15 protein-coding genes are annotated in these 17,476 nt (G+C 71.2%); 14 read left to right on the top strand and 1 reads right to left on the bottom strand.

Annotated elements, in window-relative coordinates; translation table 11 throughout:
* Positions 1 to 6 precede the first annotated feature (6 nt).
* The 11 genes from D3P35_RS06000 to D3P35_RS05950 all read left to right on the top strand — a co-directional run bounded on the left by D3P35_RS06000 (position 7) and on the right by D3P35_RS05950 (position 13,549).
* Complete coding sequence (locus D3P35_RS06000; RefSeq protein ID WP_118133566.1) at positions 7 to 2,061, top strand: hydantoinase/oxoprolinase family protein; 2,055 nt, start codon at positions 7 to 9, stop codon at positions 2,059 to 2,061.
* Positions 2,051 to 4,051 (top strand): hydantoinase B/oxoprolinase family protein, encoded by a 2,001-nt coding sequence (locus tag D3P35_RS05995; RefSeq protein WP_118133565.1) that lies wholly within the window; start codon positions 2,051 to 2,053, stop codon positions 4,049 to 4,051. The genes D3P35_RS06000 and D3P35_RS05995 overlap by 11 nt, the downstream gene beginning before the upstream one ends.
* Positions 4,051 to 4,788: an SDR family NAD(P)-dependent oxidoreductase gene (locus D3P35_RS05990; RefSeq protein WP_118133564.1), complete on the top strand. Its 738-nt coding sequence runs from the start codon at positions 4,051 to 4,053 to the stop codon at positions 4,786 to 4,788. The genes D3P35_RS05995 and D3P35_RS05990 overlap by 1 nt, the downstream gene beginning before the upstream one ends.
* Before the next feature lie 8 nt (positions 4,789 to 4,796).
* Positions 4,797 to 5,690 carry a polysaccharide deacetylase gene (locus tag D3P35_RS05985; RefSeq protein WP_118133563.1) on the top strand — a complete coding sequence of 298 codons (894 nt, stop codon included), beginning with the start codon at positions 4,797 to 4,799 and terminating at the stop codon, positions 5,688 to 5,690.
* 88 nt (positions 5,691 to 5,778) lie between these two features.
* Positions 5,779 to 7,326: an ABC transporter substrate-binding protein gene (locus tag D3P35_RS05980; protein WP_118133562.1), complete on the top strand. Its 1,548-nt coding sequence runs from the start codon at positions 5,779 to 5,781 to the stop codon at positions 7,324 to 7,326.
* 73 nt (positions 7,327 to 7,399) lie between these two features.
* Complete coding sequence (locus D3P35_RS05975; protein ID WP_118133561.1) at positions 7,400 to 8,404, top strand: ABC transporter permease; 1,005 nt, start codon at positions 7,400 to 7,402, stop codon at positions 8,402 to 8,404.
* Entirely contained in the window at positions 8,401 to 9,243 is an 843-nt protein-coding gene (locus D3P35_RS05970; RefSeq protein ID WP_118133560.1) for an ABC transporter permease, read from the top strand. The genes D3P35_RS05975 and D3P35_RS05970 overlap by 4 nt, the downstream gene beginning before the upstream one ends.
* Entirely contained in the window at positions 9,240 to 10,280 is a 1,041-nt protein-coding gene (locus D3P35_RS05965) for an ABC transporter ATP-binding protein (protein ID WP_118133559.1), read from the top strand. Before D3P35_RS05970 ends, D3P35_RS05965 begins: the two co-directional genes overlap by 4 nt.
* A 277-nt stretch (positions 10,281 to 10,557) precedes the next feature.
* Positions 10,558 to 11,559 carry an ABC transporter ATP-binding protein gene (locus tag D3P35_RS05960; RefSeq protein ID WP_118133558.1) on the top strand — a complete coding sequence of 334 codons (1,002 nt, stop codon included), beginning with the start codon at positions 10,558 to 10,560 and terminating at the stop codon, positions 11,557 to 11,559.
* Complete coding sequence (locus tag D3P35_RS05955; protein ID WP_118133557.1) at positions 11,556 to 12,338, top strand: SDR family NAD(P)-dependent oxidoreductase; 783 nt, start codon at positions 11,556 to 11,558, stop codon at positions 12,336 to 12,338. The genes D3P35_RS05960 and D3P35_RS05955 overlap by 4 nt, the downstream gene beginning before the upstream one ends.
* A complete protein-coding gene (locus tag D3P35_RS05950) occupies positions 12,326 to 13,549 on the top strand; it encodes an MFS transporter (protein WP_157982048.1) in 1,224 nt (407 codons plus the stop codon). The genes D3P35_RS05955 and D3P35_RS05950 overlap by 13 nt, the downstream gene beginning before the upstream one ends.
* Positions 13,550 to 13,553: 4 nt before the next feature.
* Here the strand turns inward: D3P35_RS05950 and D3P35_RS05945 are convergent, their stop codons facing one another.
* Positions 13,554 to 14,003: a MarR family winged helix-turn-helix transcriptional regulator gene (locus D3P35_RS05945; RefSeq protein ID WP_118133555.1), complete on the bottom strand. Its 450-nt coding sequence runs from the start codon at positions 14,001 to 14,003 to the stop codon at positions 13,554 to 13,556.
* A 164-nt stretch (positions 14,004 to 14,167) separates the two neighbouring features.
* Here D3P35_RS05945 and hmgA point away from each other — a divergent pair, with 164 nt between their 5' ends.
* From hmgA to D3P35_RS05930, 3 genes are all read left to right on the top strand, one after another.
* The gene (hmgA, locus tag D3P35_RS05940; protein WP_118133554.1) at positions 14,168 to 15,529 is read left to right on the top strand and encodes a homogentisate 1,2-dioxygenase; all 1,362 of its coding nucleotides are present in this window, start codon (positions 14,168 to 14,170) and stop codon (positions 15,527 to 15,529) included.
* A gap of 114 nt (positions 15,530 to 15,643) precedes the next feature.
* Positions 15,644 to 16,903 carry a fumarylacetoacetase gene (gene fahA / locus D3P35_RS05935; protein WP_118133553.1) on the top strand — a complete coding sequence of 420 codons (1,260 nt, stop codon included), beginning with the start codon at positions 15,644 to 15,646 and terminating at the stop codon, positions 16,901 to 16,903.
* On the top strand, positions 16,900 to 17,430 hold the full coding sequence (locus D3P35_RS05930) for a MarR family winged helix-turn-helix transcriptional regulator (protein ID WP_198670482.1): 531 nt from the start codon (positions 16,900 to 16,902) through the stop codon (positions 17,428 to 17,430). Before fahA ends, D3P35_RS05930 begins: the two co-directional genes overlap by 4 nt.
* Positions 17,431 to 17,476: the final 46 nt, after the last annotated feature.

The raw sequence follows: 17,476 nt of genomic DNA, 5'->3' as shown, positions 1-17,476 counted from the left end.
GACAGCATGGGCTATCGTGTGGGTGTCGACATCGGGGGAACCTTCGCGGATTTCTGCGCCTTCGACGAGGCGAGCGGCCGCATCGAGACGGTGAAGGTGCTCTCCACCCCCGCCACCCCGGGGCAGGAGGTGATCGACGGGCTCGGCGCCCTGCACGAACGCTTCGGCATCGCGCCGTCCGACATCACCTACTTCACCCACGGCACCACGGTGGGCATCAACTCCATCATCATGCGCAAGGGCATCCGGCTGTGCCTGTTCGCCACCGAGAACTTCACCGACGTGCTGGAACTCGCGCGCCTGAAGATGCCGGACCCCTATGACCTGCTCTCCTCCCGCCCCGAGCCGCTGGTCACCCGTGACCGGGTGATCGGCATCGCCGAGCGCATGCTGGCCGACGGCACGGTGGATGTGCCCCTGAGCCGCGAGAGCCTCGCCGAGGGCGTGGCCCGCGCCCGCGCGCTGGGGGCGGAGGGCATCGTGATCTCCTTCCTCCACTCCTACCGCAACCCCGCGCATGAGGCGGAGGCGGCGGAGCTGATCGCCGAGCTCGCGCCCGAGCTGCACGTGTTCTGCTCCCACCGCATCCGCCCGATCATCCGCGAGTACGAGCGCAGCTCCACCGCCGTGATCCACGGCTACGTGCAGCCCCGCGTGTCGGACTATATCGGCGCGCTGAAGGGGGCGCTCGGCGGCATCGGCGTCGGCCCCGAGCCGATGATCACCAAGTCGAACGGCGGGGTGATGTCGGCCGAGCTGGGCCGCACCGCCTGCGTGGAGATGCTGCTCTCGGGCACCGCGGCGGGGGTGATGGGGGCGGCCTTCGTGGCCCGCGCGGCGGGCGAGGCCAACGTGCTCTCGCTCGACATCGGCGGCACCAGCGCCGACGTGGCGGTGATCGAGGGTGGGGCGCCCGGCTTCGGCGCCGCCGAGATGGTGGGGGATTTCCCGATCTTCGTGCCCACGGTCTCGGTGACTTCCATCGGGGAGGGCGGCGGCTCCATCGCGCGGATCGACGCGGCGGGCCTGCTCGCCGTGGGCCCGGAGAGCGCCGGCTCCACCCCCGGGCCGGCCGCCTACGGGCGCGGCGGCACCGAGCCCACCATAACGGATGCTTTCGTGGCCCTCGGCCTCGTCGACCTCGGCGCGCTCGGCTACGGCATGGTGAGCATCGACCGTGGCGCGGCCGAGGCCGCCATCGCCCCGCTCGCCGCCGCCCTGGGCCGCAGCCTGGCCGAGACCGCCGAGGGCATCATCGGCATCGCGGTCTCGGGCATGTTCCGCGAGGTGAGCAAGCTCGCCTCCCGCCGGGGCATCGACCTTGCCGAGTTCACCCTGCTCGCCTTCGGCGGCGGCGGGCCGATGATGGCCTGTTTCCTCGCGCGCGAGCTGGGCATGAAGCGCGTTCTGGTGCCGCGCACGCCCGGCGTGCTCTCGGCGCTCGGCGGGCTCACCGCCGACATCCGCAACGATTTCACCGCCACCGCCTATTACGAGCTCGGCCCCGAAACCCTGCCCGCCCTGCGCGAGAGCGTGGCGGCCCTGAGCGCCCGCGCCCGCCACTGGATGGAGCAGGAGCAGGGCCATGCGGGGGCGGCGCTGCTCACCGCCTCGGCGGAGATGCGCTACAAGGGCCAGTCCTTCGAGATCGAGGTGGAGCTGGCGGCGGAGGCCCTGGCGGCCGGTGACATCGCCACCCTGCGCGGCGCCTTCGATGCCGAGCACCTGCGCCTCTACGGCCATGCCGACGAGACCGCGCCCATCCAGGTGATCGCGGTGAACATGGTGGTGAGTGCGGCCTCGCCCCGCCCGGTGCTGCCCCGCGCCGAGCCGGCCCCGCACGAGGCCGCGCCCGCCGGCCACCTCCCCGTGCATCTCGACGGCGCGGCGTGCGAGGTGCCGCTCTACCGGCGCGAGGCGCTCACCCCCGGCGCGCGGTTCGCGGGCCCTTGCGTGGTGGCGCAGGACGACACCACCACCGTGGTGCCGGCGGGCTTTGCCGGCACCGTCGACGCCCATGGCAACATGCTGCTCACCCAGGGAGGCGCCGATGCGCATTGACCCCCTCAAGCTCCGCATCCTGGAGAACCACGCCCAGGCCGTGGCCGAGAGCATGGCCTACACCCTGTTCCGCACCGCGCATTCGACCTTCGTGAAGGAAACGGAGGATTTCACCACCGGCCTCGCCACCCCCTCGGGCATGACCTTCGCCAGCCCCCGCGACCTTGGCGCCACATGGTTCATCGGGCTCGATTACTCGGGCGCGATCAACATGATAGACGATTACGAGGAGGGCGACATCTGCGTGACCAACGACCCCTACTCGGGGTTCGTCTGCACCCATACGCCCGACCTGCACATCTGGAAGCCGATCTTCTGGGAGGGCGAGATCGTCGCCTTCGCCGTGGGCCATATCCACAACACCGACATGGGCGGCGCGGTGCCGGCCTCGCTCTCGCGCGCCAACACCGAGGTGCACCAGGAGGGGGTGCGCTTCCGCCCCACAAAGCTCGTCTCGCGCGGGGTGCTGAACCGGCAGCTCATCGACACGATGATGCTCAACGTGCGCATGCCCGAGCAGAACTGGGGCGACCTGAAGGCCCAGATCGCCGCCGTGAACACCGGCGAGCGCAAGGTGCACGAGATGATCGCCAAGTTCGGCGTGGAGACCGTGCGCGCCGGCATCGAGGACCTGCTCGACATCGGCGAGGCCCGCGCACGTGACGTGATCTCGCGGCTTGCCGACGGGCGCTACCATTTCGTCGACTATCTCGACGAGGACGGGCCCGGCGGCGTGCCGGTGCGCCTCGAGCTCACGCTCACCATCGCGGGCGACGAGGCGGTGATGGATTTCACCGGCTCCGACCCCCAGCTCAACTCCTCGCTCAACATGCCCACGGGCGGCAACCCGCGCCACATCCTGCTGATGGTGGGCTACAACTACTGCCTCTACACGCTCGATCCCACCATCCCGCTCAACGGCGGCATCCTGCGCGCGGCGCGCTGCGTGGTGCCCGAGGGCTCGGTGCTCAACCCCGCGGCCCCCGCCGCCGTGGGCATGCGCTCGCTCACCACCGGGCGGCTGCAGGGCGTGATCATGGGCGCCTTCCAGGCCGCGGCCCCCGACAGGCTGCCCGCCGGCCCCGCCGGGGGCGGCGGCATCGTGAACGTGAAGAGCTTCGACAACCGCACCGGCCGCCTCACCATGGCCTCCATCGACCCGGTGACCGGGGGCGCCGGCGGCTCGGCGAAGGGCGACGGCACCGACGGCTCGGGCGCCAATTCCTCCTTCCTCAAGAACACGCCGGTGGAGATCAACGAGACCGAGGCGCCGGTGAAGTTCCTGCGCTACGGGCTGGTGCCCGACAGCGGCGGCCCCGGCACCTTCCGCGGCGGGCTCGCGACCGAGCTCGAGGTGCGGGTGTTCTCCCCCGACACGGTGGTGACCGCGCGCAACCGCGACCGCTCGATCTTCGCGGCCTGGGGGGTGCAGGGCGGCATGGCCGGCCAGACCTCGCATTTCACCCGGTTTCCCGCCGGCGGCGGGCGCGAGGACCTCGGCAACACCGACGTGGTGCACCTTGGCCCCGGCGACGTGATCAACCTCACCTCCGGCGGCGGCGCGGGCTGGGGCAGCCCGCTGGCGCGCGACCCCCATGCCGTCGCCCGCGACGTGGCCCGCCACAAGGTGAGCCCGGAGGCGGCGGAGCGCGACTACGGCGTGGTGCTGACAGACGGCGCGGTGGACATCCCCGCCACCGAGGCCCTGCGCGCCGCCCGGGCGGGCGAGGCGCCGCACTCGGGCCTCAACGCCAGCCGCATCGCCTTCGAGGCGGTGTGGACGGACGCGAATTACGCCGCCCTCTCGGCCGTGCTCGCCCGGGTGCCGGTGCACTGGCGGCCCTTCGTGAAACGCTCGGTGTTCGACGCCGTGGCCGCCATGCCCGCCGAGGCCCGGCGCGGCGACGGCTCGGACGTGGAGGCCGCCCTTGCCGGGGCCATCGCGAAGCTGCCCCAGCTCGCCCCCTATTTCGCGGAGGCGGCGGAGTGATGCGCATCGATTTCACAGGAAAGACCGTGCTCGTCACCGGCGCCGCCCGCGGCATCGGCCAGGGCATCGTGCAGGGGTTTCGCGACGCCGGCGCCCGCGTGGTGGCCGTGGACATCGACGGCGACACCCTCGCCACCCTGCCCGAAGACGTGGAGCGCATCCCCCTCGACCTCGCGGACGGTGCGGCCACCGCCGCCGCCCTCTCCCCCCTCGGGGCGGACGTGCTGGTGCATGCCGCGGGCGGGGTGCGCGGGCAGGCGCCGAAGCCGATCGAGGAGGTGGGCGACGCCGACTGGATGCAGATCTACGAGGGCAACGTGCTCTCCGCCCTGCACGCCGCGCAGGCGGTGATCCCGGGGATGAAGGCCAAGGGGGCAGGGCGCATCGTCACCATTTCCTCGGGCGCGGGGCTGCGGCCCAGCCTCACCGGCATCCAGGCCTATTGCTCGGCCAAGCACGGGCTGGTGGGCCTCACCCGGCAGCTCGCGCATGAGCTGGGGCGCTTCGGCATCACGGTAAACTCGGTCGCGCCGGGCTTCCTGCGCACCAGCCCGGATTACGAGCGGCAATGGCAGTCCTACGGGCCGGAGGGCCAGGCCCGCATGGTCGCGGGCATCGCCATGCGCCGGCAGGGCGAGCCGGAGGACATCGCGCACGCGGTGCTCTTCCTCGCCTCGGCGCAGGCGTCCTGGATCACCGGGCAGGTTCTGCCCGTCACCGGCAACCCCTTTCCGTGAGGCACGAGATGAGCACCGAGACCAACCCCTGGGAATGGAGCGAGGACACCTGGCGCGGCCGGGTGAACCACGTGCGCGCCGGCCGCGCCCTGCGCCCCGAGAGCTGGCCGGGCGGCGCGCGCTGTGCCGTCGCCCTCTCCTTCGACGTCGACCACGAGACCAACGAGCTGCGCGACGGCGCGCAGTCCATCGGCCGGCTCAGCCAGGGCCAGTACGGCAACCGCCAGGGCGTGCCGCGCATCATGGACCTGCTGCGCCGCCACGACATTCCGGCGAGCTTCTACGTGCCCGCCGTGGTGGCGATGCTCTACCCCGAGGAGGCCCGCGCCTTCGTGGCCGAGGGCCACGAGGTGGGCATCCACGGCTGGATCCACGAGCGCAACTCGGTGCTGCCCGAGCCGGTGGAGCGCGACCTGCAGATGCGCTCGGCCGATGCGCTGGAGAAGATCACCGGCGCGCGGCCGGTGGGCATCCGCACGCCGTCCTGGGATTTCTCCGACGCCACCCTCGCCATCACCCGCGACATGGGGCTCCTCTACGACAGCTCGCTGATGGCCGACGTGGACTGCTACGAGCTGCATCTGGCCGGCGAGAACACCGGCGTGGTGGAGCTGCCGGTGGAGTGGATCCGCGATGACGCGGTCTATTTCAACATGGCCCGCTTCGCCGCCCTGCGGCCCTACACGCCGCCCGAGGCGGTGTTCGACATCTTCCGCCGCGAGTTCGACGCCGCCTGGGCGGAGGGCGGGCTGTTCCAGCTCACCATGCACCCGCATGTCACCGGCTACCGCTCGCGCATCTGGATCCTGGAGGCGCTGGTGGAGCACATCCGCGCCAAGGGCGGCGCCTGGTTCGCCACCCATGCCGATATCGTGAGGCACGCGAAGGCGCACGCCGACTGAGCAAGACGAGGGCCGCGCCGGCCCGAACGGCGCCAATGACACCCGGGAAAACCCGGGGTCCGCACCACCAACAGAGAGGTACTGCACGATGAGAGGACTTCCCCTGGCCCTCGTGGCCGCGGCACTCGCCTTCACCGGCGCCGCCGGCCCCGCGGCCGCCGATCGCTACGTCCATGCCAACAACTCCGCCTACGACACGCTCGACCCCCATGTGGTGGGTGACGTGGCGCGGGTGGCCACCCGGCTCAACTTCTACGACGGGCTCTACCGCTGGGTGGACAACCCGCCCCAGCTCATCCCCTGGCTCGCCACCTCCCACACCGTCTCCGACGACGGGCTGGTGTGGACCTTCTCCTTGCGCGACGACGTGCCCTTCCACGACGGCAGCCTGATGACCGCCGAGGACGTGGTGTGGTCGGTCGAGCGCATGCTGGCGCTCAAGCGCGGCGCGAGCACGCTGTTCCTCCCCGTGCTCGACCCCGGCGCCACCAAGGCGCTCGACGACACCACGGTGGAATTCACCCTCAAGACCCCCTCGGCCATCTTCGGCTCCATCGTGTCGGACATCTACGTGATGAATTCCGACCTGGTGAAGGAGAACGAGGTGGACGGCGACTGGGGCCAGGCCTGGCTCACCGACCATGTCGCCGGCTCCGGCTCCTACATGCTCGACCGCTACGACCCCGCCGTGGGCTTCATCGGCGAGCGCTTCGAGGACCATTTCGCCGGCTGGGGCGAGAGCTACTACGACGAGATCGAGTTCCGCACCGTGCTGGAGACCAACACCCGCGTGCAGGGCCTGATGCGCGGCGACTACCAGGGGCTCGACGGCTATCTCGCCCCCGACCAGATCGCCCGGCTGCGGGACTCGGACAACGTGCAGATCATCGAGCAGGAATCCATGCGCGTGTTCCATTTCGCGATGAACAACCGCCGCCCGCCCTTCGATGACGTGAACTTCCGCAAGGCGATGGCCCACGCCTTCGACTACGAGGGCTTCATCGGCTCCATCCTGCAGGATTCGGTGGTGCGCAACCCCACCATCATCCCCAACAACATGTGGGGCGCGCCGAAGGACGTGGAGGGCTACACCTTCGACCTCGAGAAGGCGAAGGAATATCTCGACAAGGTGGAGGGCCCGATCCGCACCATCCACATCGGCACGCTCGCCGGCTTCTCGGAGACCGAGCAGGCCGCCTCGCTGCTGCAGAACGCGCTGGCCAAGATCGGCGTGACGGCGGAGATCGAGAGCGCGCCCTGGCCGGTGGTGAACTCGCGCATGCAGGACCCCGAGCAGATGTACGACATGGTGCCCTACTGGAAGAGCACCTATTACGCCGACCCCAACAACTGGATCGGCGAGCTCTACGGCGCGCGCTACATCCCCACCCGCAACGTCTCGGGCTACGACAACCCGGAGGTGAACGCGCGGCTGGAGAAGGCCCTCGTCTCCACCGACCAGGCCGAGCGCCAGACGCTCTACGAGGAAGCGGCGAGGATCGTCTACGACGATGCCGCCGGCATCTGGATCTACAACACCAAGTGGTACGGGCCCTATTCCACCGAGGCCGCGGGCATCCGCTTCTCCCCGGTGGGCAATGCCCAGGACATGCGGTGGGCCCACCCGGCCGACTGATCCCTTCCCCCCTCCCCATCCCCGCGGCCGGCCGGCTTTCCGGCCGCGGGCCCAGGCAGAGGAGAGCCGCGCCATGCGCCGCATCGAGATCATCCTGTCCCGGCTGCTGTGGCTGATCCCCACGCTGGTGGGGCTCGTCGTGGTGGTGTTCTTCATCGCCAACGTGGTGCCGACAGACCCCGCCCGCATCATCGCCGGCGAGAACGCCACCACCGAGCAGGTGGAGGCGCTGCGCGCCGAGCTGGGCTTCGACCGCCCGCTCTGGGAACAGCTCGGCATCTACGTGCGCGACCTTGCCACCGGCAACATGGGCCGCAGCCTCTACACCCAGCGCCCCATCGCCGACGACCTCGCCCACCGGCTGCCGGCCACGCTCGAGCTCACCTTCGCCGCCATCATCATCGCCATCGGGCTGGGCATCCCGCTCGGCGTCGTCTCGGCGGTAAAGCGCAACTCGCTCACCGACCAGGTGCTGCGGGTGCTCTCGGTCTCGGGCCTTGCCATCGCGAGCTTCTGGCTGGCGATGGAGCTGCAGATGCTGTTCTCCACCCGCTGGGGCCTCACGCCGCTCAACGGCCGCATCTCCGGCTTCGGGCCCGACGAGATCACCGGCTTCTTCGTGCTCGATTCCCTGCTGACATGGGACATGGAGAGCCTCGGCGGCGCGCTCCTCCACCTGCTGCTGCCGGCGGTGACGCTGGCGCTGCCCGCCGCCGCCACCATCCTGCGCTTCACCCGCGCCGGGGTGCTGGAGGTGATCAACTCCAACTTCGTGCTCTACGAGACCGCGATGGGCCTGCCGCGCGGGCTGATCATCTGGAAATACGTGCTGCGCAACGCGCTCATCTCCACCGTCACCCAGATCGGGCTGATCTTCGGCGTGCTGTTCTCCGGCGCCGTGGTGGTGGAGGCGGTGTTCGACTGGCCGGGCCTGGGCACCTACGCGGTGCAATCCATCCTGCAGTCCGACAACAAGGCCATCCTGGGCTTCACCATCCTCGTCGGCGTGGTGTTCATCGTGGTGAACCTCATCGTCGACATCCTGCACACCTTCATCGACCCGAGGACGCTGAAATGACCGGCCTGAAGCGCCTTCTCGCCGACCGTGCGGCGGCCATCGGCGCGGGGCTGATCGCGGCTCTCGTGCTCGTCGCCATCCTCGCACCCGTGCTCGCGCCCTTCCCGGGCGACGTGAGCGAGTTCCACCTCACCGAGCGGCTGCTGCCCCCCGACGCAACGCATCTCTTCGGCACCGACCGGATGGGGAGCGACCTGTTCTCGCGCATCCTGTTCGGCGCGCGCATCACCATCGCCATCGCGGTGATCGCGGTGGGGGTGTCGGTGGCGATCGGCGTGCCGATCGGGCTCGTCGCGGGCTATTACGGCGGCTGGTCCGGGGGGCTCCTGATGCGCGCCTCCGACATCTTCCTCGCCGTGCCGCAGATCGTGCTCGCCATCGCCATCGCCCAGACCCTCGGGCCCTCGGTGGAAAACGTGATCCTCGCGCTCTCCGCCACCTACTGGCCGTTCTGGGCCCGGCTGGTCTATGCCGAGACCCGGGCGATGAAGGGGCAGGTGTTCATCGAGGCGGCACAGGCGCTCGGCGCCTCCGACTTCCGCGTGATGGTGCTGCACATCCTGCCCAACATCGCCTCGGCCATCATCGTGCGCACCTCCATCGGCATGGGGGCGACCATCCTCACCGCCGCCGCCCTCGGCTTCCTCGGCCTCGGCGCGCCGCCGCCCACGCCGGAATGGGGCCGCACCATCTCCGAGGCGCGCGAGTTCCTGCCCGAGGCCTGGTGGTATGCCGCCGCCCCCGGCTTCGCCATCTTCCTCGTGGTGATGGGGTTCAACCTGCTGGGCGACGGGCTGCGCGACATCCTCGACCCCAAGATCCGCCGGGGGGCGAAATGACCGACGCGCTGCTCACCATCTCCGACCTCAGCCTCGGCTTTCGCGGCGAGGCGGGCTTTGCCCATATCCTCGACGGGGTGAACCTCACCATGCGGCCGGGCGAGATCATGGGCCTCGTGGGCGAGAGCGGCTGCGGCAAGACCACGCTCGCCCGCGCCATCCTCGGCGTGCTGCCGCGCGCGGCGCTGGAGCTGCGCGGCGGCGCCATCGGCTTTCGCGGCACCGACATGCTGGCCGACGGCGCCGCACAGGCCGCCATCCGCGGCCGGCGCATCACCTTCATCCCGCAGGACCCGTTCTCCAGCCTCAACCCGGTCTTCACCATCGGCGAGCAGATCGACGACCTGATGAAGTGGAAATCTCCCCGCCGGGGTGAGGGCGGGCGCTGGCCCGCGCTTCTCGCCCCCTACGGCCGCAGCCGCCGCGCCGCCGACCGCGCCGCGGTGATCGAGACGCTCGAGGCCGTGCAGCTGCCCCAGCCCGAGCGGCTGCTGCGAAAATACCCGCACGAGGTCTCCGGCGGCCAGCGCCAGCGCCTGATGATCGCGATGGCGCTGCTGCCCGAGCCCGACCTCATCATCGCCGACGAGCCCACCACCGCGCTCGACGTCACCATCCAGGCCCAGATCCTCGGCCTCCTGCGCCGGCTGGCGAGCGAGCGCGGCGTGGCGGTGATGCTCACCACCCATGACCTCGGCTCGGCCTGGGAGATCTGCGACGCGATCACGGTGATGTACGCGGGCCAGGACGTGGAGGCCGCCCCGGTGACCGAGTTCTTCCGCGCCCCCGCCCATCCCTACACCAACAAGCTGCTCGCCAGCCTGCCGGATGCCGAGGGCGGCGGCGCGATGACCGGCATTCCCGGCGAGGTGCCGGATTTCCTCGCCCCCCCGCCCGGCTGCCGCTTCGCTCCGCGCTGCGAACGCGCCAGCGCCGCCTGCGCCACGCGGCCCGCCCAGACGCCCCGCGGCCCCGGCCATCTCGTGCGCTGCGTCCACCCCGTGGCCGCCCCCGTGCATGCGGAGGCCGAGGCATGAGCGCCCCGCGTCGCCCTGTCCGCCGCCTATCCGCCCCGGGCACTGCACGGGGGCAGATCGGGCGCGCTGTGCTGCACGCGGCGCCGCGCCGGCGCCCCGGAGCGGCCTTGAGCAGGCCCTGCGGGCAGTTCCGCCAACCGGGCGCGGCCGCACACCCTCGCCATGCCGCAATGGCGCCGGGCGCCAACCGCCCGCCCGGCGCGGTGCCGAGCGTCATCGGCCCCCGCCGCGGACCGGCGGGCGCTTCCCGCACCTCCGCCCGGACAGGAGCCCGCCCATGACCGAGCCCATCCTCAGCGTGCGTGACCTGCACTGCCATTTCCCCGTGCGCGGCGCCTTCGGCCGGCAGGTGGGCGCCATCCGCGCGCTCGACGGCATTTCCTTCGAGCTGATGCCCGGCGAAATCCTCGGCCTCGTGGGCGAGAGCGGCTGCGGCAAGTCCACGCTCGGCAAGACCATCATGGGCATCCAGTCCCCCACTGGCGGCGGCATCACCTTCGAGGGTGCCGAGATCGCCGGTGCCTCGCCCCGCGCCGCGAAGGACCGCCGCGCCCGGCTGCAATACGCCTACCAGGACCCCGGCGCCTCGCTCGACCCGCGCTGGCGCATCGGCCGCTCGCTGGAGGAGCCGCTGATCATCCACACCGGCCTCGGCGCGGCCGAGCGGGGCCGGAAGGTGCGCGACATCCTCGCCGCCGTGGGCCTGCCCGAAAGCCATCTCGAGCGCTACCCGCACGAGATCTCCGGCGGCCAGCAGCGCCGCGTCGGCCTCGCCCGCATCCTGATGCTGAACCCGAAGGTGGTGATCCTCGACGAGCCCACCTCCGGCCTCGATGTCTCGGTGCAGGCGACCGTGCTCTCGCTGTTCCGCGACCTGCGCGAGGAGTTCGACCTCACCTACATGTTCATCTCGCACGACCTTTCCGTGGTGCGGATGATGTGCCACCGCGTGGCGGTGATGTACCTCGGCCGCATCGTCGAGATCGGGCCGACGCAGGAGATCTTCGCCGCGCCGAAACACCCCTACACCCAGTCGCTCCTCGCCGCGATCCCGCGCATCGGCGGCCCGCGGGTGGTCGACACGTTCTGGCTCAAGGGCGAGCCGCCGGACGCGAGCCGCCTGCCGAAGGGCTGCCGCTTCCAGGGCCGCTGCCCGCATGCCACCGCCATCTGCCTCTCCGACGACCCCGCCCTGCGCGGCGCCGGCGGCAGCGCGGCGGCCTGCCATTTCGCCGGCGAGGTGAGCCCGCCTGCGCCCATCAGGAGAGCCCTGCCATGACCGCCGCCAGCCCCGTGCCCCCGCCGCCCGCCGCCCCGCCGCGCGCGGCCATCGTCACCGGCGGCGGCCGCGGCATCGGGCGCGGCTGCGCGCTGGAGCTTGCCCGGCGCGGGGTGGACGTGGCGCTGGTCGACCTCATTCCGGAAGACCTCGCCCGCACCGCGGCGGAGGTGGAGGGGCTCGGCGCCCGCGCCCTCACCTTCGAGGCCGACGTCTCCGACCATGCCCGCGCGGCGCAGGTGGTGGCGGCCGTCCATGCCGAATGGGGCAGGCTCGACATCCTGTTCAACAACGCCGGCCGCTCCATGGCGCGCGGGCTGCTGGAGATCACCGAGGCGGAATTCGACCGCACCATCGCCATCAACCTAAAGGGCGCGTTCAACTATTCCCACGCCGCCGCCCCGCTGATGATGGCGGCCGGGCACGGGCGCATCCTCAACATGTCCTCGCTCAACGCGCATACCGGCGGGGTCACCTCGGCGGTGAGCAAGTTCGCCTATGCCGCGGCGAAGGCGGGGCTGCTGGGCATGACCCGGGCGCTGGCGAAGGAGCTGGGCCCCGCGGTGCTGGTGAACGCCATCTGCCCCGGCGTGATCAAGACCGAGCGCAGCAACGACATGATCCGCGCGCGCGAGGCCGAGCTTGCCGCCGGCATCGCGCTGGGGCGCACCGGCACGCCGGCCGACATCGCCCAGCTCGTGGCCTTCCTCGCTCTTTCCGAGCCCTGCTTCATCACCGGGCAGGACATCACGGTGGACGGGTTCCAGTGGGTGATGTGACCGGCCCCGCCCCGCGCTGGATCGGGGTCATCGCGGCGGTGACGCTGGCGCAGGCGGTGCTCTCGCTGATGATCCGCTCGCTGCCGCTCATGGGCCTGCCGCTCACCACCGCCGCCGGCATGCCGCCCGAGGCGGTGGGCCAGCTCGCCGCCGCCACCAGCTTCGGCAGCATGATCTTCTTCCTCTGGGGCGTGGCGCTGTTTTCCGCCACCCCGGCGATGCGCCTGCTCATGGGCGGCTGCGTGGTGGCCGGGCTCGCGATGCTCGCCGCCACCTGGCCGAGCTGGCCGCTGCTCATCGCCGCCTCGCTGGTGATCGGGCTGGGCTATGGCCCCTCGGCGCCGGCGGGCAGCGAGATCCTGATGACCGCGGTGCCCAAGGCGCATCGCTCGGTGGTGTTCTCGGTGAAACAGGCGGGGGTGCCGCTGGGCGGGCTCGCGGCCGGGCTGCTGCTGCCCTTCGTGCTGCTGCATGGCGGGCTGGGGGCCGCGCTCTCGGCCTCCGCCGCCGTGGCCTTCGCCGCGGCCCTCGGCCTCGCGCTCTTCCTGCGCGGCGCGCCGGAGGCCCCGCCGCGACGGGCGCCCGCGCCGCAGGGGCTGGCGCAGGCGCTCACCGCGCCCGTCCGCCTGTTCCGCGTGCTGCTGGGAGACGGGCGGCTCAGGGCGATCACCGTCACCGGGCTCGGCCTCGGCGTGGCGCAGGGGGTGCTGCTGAGCTACTACCCGGTGTTCCTCTCGGCCGCTGCGGGCTTCAGCCTCGCCGCCGCCGGGCTCGCCTTCGCGGTGCTGCAGGGCACGGGCATCGGCGGGCGCATCCTGATGGGCTGGCTGGCCGACCGCATCGGCTCCGCCTCCCGCACGCTGGCCTGGCTCGCCCTCGCCTCCGCCGCCACGATGGGGCTCGTCGCCCTCATCGGCGCGGGCACGCCGCATTGGGTGGTGCTGGCGGTCTCGGCGCTGGCCGGGCTCGCGGTGGTGTCGTGGAACGGCGTGTTCCTCGCCGGCCTCGCGGCGGCGGCGCCGGAGGGGCGGGTGGCCGAGGTCACCTCCGCCGGCACCTTCGTGATCTTCGCGGGCTACGTCATCACCCCGCTCGTCATCGGCGGGGTGATCGCGCTCACCGGCAGCTACGCGCTCGCCTTCGCGGTCTCGGCCCTGCCGGCGCTGGCCGGCGGGCTTTCGCTGCTCGCACGGGGGCGGGAGGCGGACTAGCCGCTCACTCCGGCGGGCGGGCCGAGGCCAGCGCCTCCTTCACCAGCCGGCGAAATTCCGCCCCGTCGCCATCGGCGAACCGGGCGATGAACTCCGCCTCGAAGCTGCGCGCGATGGGGGTGAGCTCCTGCATCAGCTCCCGGCCCTTCGCGGTGAGGCTCATCTCCACCAGCCGGCGGTCTGTGGCGCTCTGCTGCTTCTCGATCAGCCCGGTGAGCTCCAGCCTTGCCGCGGCCCGGCTCACCTGCGTCTTGTCGAGGTCCACGCGCCGGTACACCTCGCGCGTGGACACTTTCTCCGCGTTCGCCAGATGCGCCAGCATCCGCCATTCCGCCAGGCTCAGCCCGAAGCGCTTGCCGTAGATCTCGGCGTATTCCGCGCTGATGCGGCTCGCGAGCACGGCAAGCTGGTAGGGCAGGAACTCGTCGAGGTCGAAGTCGTGTGTTTGACTCATTTCATTTGCAATGATACGTTTCATTCCGATAAGACGCAAGCGGGCGCAGGCCCGCCTCGCAGGTGACGGCGGGTCACCCGCCGCGACAGATTTCGGCCGGCAGGCGCAAACGCCGCCGGCGACACAGAACACACGGGCATCCGACCCGGAGAAGGGGAGACCTCATGAACCGCCAAGTTGACCTCGAAACCCTCACCCGTGCCAAGGCCCATTCCGGCACCACGGAGGGCTACATGCCCGGTTTCGGCAATGATTTCGAGACCGAAGCGCTGCCCGGCGCGCTGCCGCAGGGCCGCAACTCGCCGCAGAAATGCGAATACGGGCTCTACGCCGAGCAGCTCTCCGGCACGCCCTTCACCGCGCCGCGCGGCCAGAACGAGCGCACCTGGTGCTACCGCATCCGCCCCTCGGTGAAGCATGTCGGCCGGTTCTCGCGCATCGAGATGCCCTACTGGAAGTCCGCGCCCTGCGTGGAGGACCACATCCAGAGCCTCGGCCAGTACCGCTGGAACCCCGTGCCGATGACCGATGCGCCGCTCACCTTCGTCTCGGGCATGCGCACCATGACCACGGCGGGTGACGTGAACACCCAGGTGGGCATGGCCGCGCACATCTACCTCGCCACCGCCGACATGGAGGACGAGTGGTTCTACTCGGCCGACTCGGAGCTGATGATCGTCCCCCAGGAGGGGCGGTTGCGCATCGAGACCGAGCTCGGCCTCATCGAGCTCGAGCCGCTGGAGATCGCCATCATGCCCCGCGGCATGCTCTTCGCCGTGAAGCTGCCCGACGGCCACGCCCGCGGCTTCGTGTGCGAGAATTACGGCATGAAGTTCGACATGCCCGGCCGCGGCCCCATCGGCGCCAACTGCCTCGCCAACCCGCGCGATTTCAAGACCCCCGTCGCCGCCTTCGAGGACCGGGCCTGCGAGGGCCGCGTGATCATCAAGTGGTGCGGCCAGTTCCACGAGACCCCGATCGACCATTCGCCGCTCGACATCGTCGCCTGGCACGGCAACTACGCGCCCTGCAAGTACGACCTGCGCACCTTCTCGCCGGTGGGCGCCATCCTGTTCGACCATCCGGACCCGTCGATCTTCACCGTGCTCACCGCCCCTTCCGGCGTGGAGGGCACCGCGAACATCGATTTCGTGATCTTCCCCGAGCGCTGGCTGCCGGCGGAGAACACCTTCCGCCCGCCGTGGTATCACAAGAACATCATGTCCGAGCTGATGGGCAACATCCACGGCATCTACGACGCCAAGCCCGAGGGCTTCGTGCCCGGCGGCATGAGCCTGCACAACATGATGCTGCCGCACGGCCCCGACGTGGAGGCCTTCGAGAAGGCCTCGAACGAGGAGCAGAAGCCGGTGAAGCTCACCAACACCATGTCCTTCATGTTCGAGACCCGCTTCCCCCAGCACCTCACCCGCTTCGCCGCCCACGAGGCCCCGATGCAGGACGATTACATCGACTGCTGGGCGGGCCTCGAGAAGAAGTTCGACGGCACGCCGGGGGTGAAGTAACCCCCCCCGCCGCCCGATCCCGACGCGCCCCGGGCCTGCCCCGGGGCCTCCCGGCCGCCGCCCCCGCGGCACGGCCGGCACCTGAACAAGACCCACAGGAAGTAGCCCCATCCGATGACCCTGCTGAAAAGCCGCGTGGAGAGCGCGAATACCCCCGACACCGATTTCCCGCTCAACAACCTGCCCTTCGGCATCTTCTCCACCGAGGGCACCGCGCCGCGCGCCGCCACCGCGCTGGGAGACCGCATCGTCGATCTCGCGGTGCTCGAGGCCGACGGGCGCATCGACGCCGGCGCCCCGGTGTTCGGCGCGGCCGAGCTCAACCCCTTCATGGAGCGCGGCCCCGCCGCCTGGGCCGCGGTACGCGCCCAGCTGCAGGCGCTCTTCGCCGAAGGCGCCACCACCCCGGTCGAGGACGCGCTCTCGCCGCTTGCCGCCGCGCGCATGCACCTGCCGTTCCGGGTGGCCGAGTACACCGATTTCTACGCCTCCAAGCGCCACGCGATGAACGTGGGCACCATGTTCCGCGGCCCCGAAAACGCCCTGCCGCCGAACTGGCTGCACATCCCCATCGGCTACAACGGCCGCGCCTCCTCCGTGGTGGTCTCGGGCACCGACATCCTGCGCCCCAACGGCCAGCGCAAGGGCCCGGACGAGGAGGTGCCGAGCTTCGGCCCCTCCCGCCGCATGGACATCGAGCTGGAGATGGGCGCCGTGGTCGGCGTGCCCTCGCCCATGGGAAAGCCGATCACGGTGGACGAGGCCGAGGAGATGATCTTCGGCTACGTGATGCTCAACGACTGGTCGAGCCGCGACATCCAGGCCTGGGAATACGCCCCCCTCGGCCCCTTCCAGGGCAAGGCCTTCGGCACCTCGATCAGCCCCTGGGTGGTCACCCGCGCCGCGCTCGAGCCCTTCCGCGTGCCGGTGCCCCCGCGCGAGAAGCCGCTGCTGCCCTATCTCGACCAGAGCCTGCCGGGCCTCTACGACATCGCGCTCGAAGTCGGCATGCAGCCCGAGGGCGCAGGGCAGGAGACCGTGATCACCCGCACCAACTACCGCAACCTCTACTACTCCGCCGCCCAGCAGCTCGCCCATCACGCCGTGGGCGGCTGCGGCATGCGGGTGGGAGACCTGCTCGGCTCCGGCACCATCTCGGGCGAGGAGAAGGGCAGCTTCGGTTCGCTGCTCGAGCTGTCCTGGGGCGGCAAGGAGCCGATCACCCTCGCCGGCGGCGAGACCCGCTCCTTCATCGAGGACGGTGACCGGCTCACCTTCCGCGGCGCCGCCCTGGGCGAGGGCTACCGCGTGGGCTTCGGCGAGTGCACGGGCCGCATCCTGCCCGCGGTGCCCGGCCCCTGGGGGGCGAAGTGAGCCGCTCGGGCCTGCGGCTCGTCGGGGAGGGCGCGCCCGCACCGGCCCCGGCGCCGCGCGGGCTCTTCGACCTCGAGGATTTCCTGCCCTACCGGCTGAACCGGATCTCCGAGGAGATCAGCCTGCGCTTCGCGCGCGAGTACAAGGCCCGCTACGGCATGAACCGCCCCGAGTGGCGCGCCATCGCCATCATCGGCACCCGCGGCGCGGTCACCGCCCGCGAGATCTGCGACGACTCGACCATGCACAAGACCAAGGTCAGCCGCGCCGTGGCCGCGATGGAGAAGCGCCGCTGGCTGCGCCGCGAGGGCCACGAGAGCGACGGCCGCTCCGAGGTGCTCACCCTCACCCGCGAGGGCTGGCGCGTGTTCGAGGAGCTGATGGCCATGGCCCGCGCCTACGAGGCCGAGCTCGAGGAGATGGTGGGCGCCGGCGCCTTCGGCCGCCTGCTCTCCGGGCTGGAATCCCTCGAGCGCCGCTACGGCACCTGCGGCCCCATCCGCCGCCCCGAGGACGAGGCGGACTGAGCGGCCCCCGGGGCTTGCCCCGGCATTTGTGCAGCCGGGGCGTCGC

Origin of the sequence: Oceanicella sp. SM1341 (genome assembly GCF_003448965.1) — a bacterium.
Lineage (GTDB): Bacteria > Pseudomonadota > Alphaproteobacteria > Rhodobacterales > Rhodobacteraceae > Paroceanicella.
The sequence above is the reverse complement of the archived record's forward strand: the minus strand, read 5'-3'. Positions and strand labels throughout refer to the sequence as shown.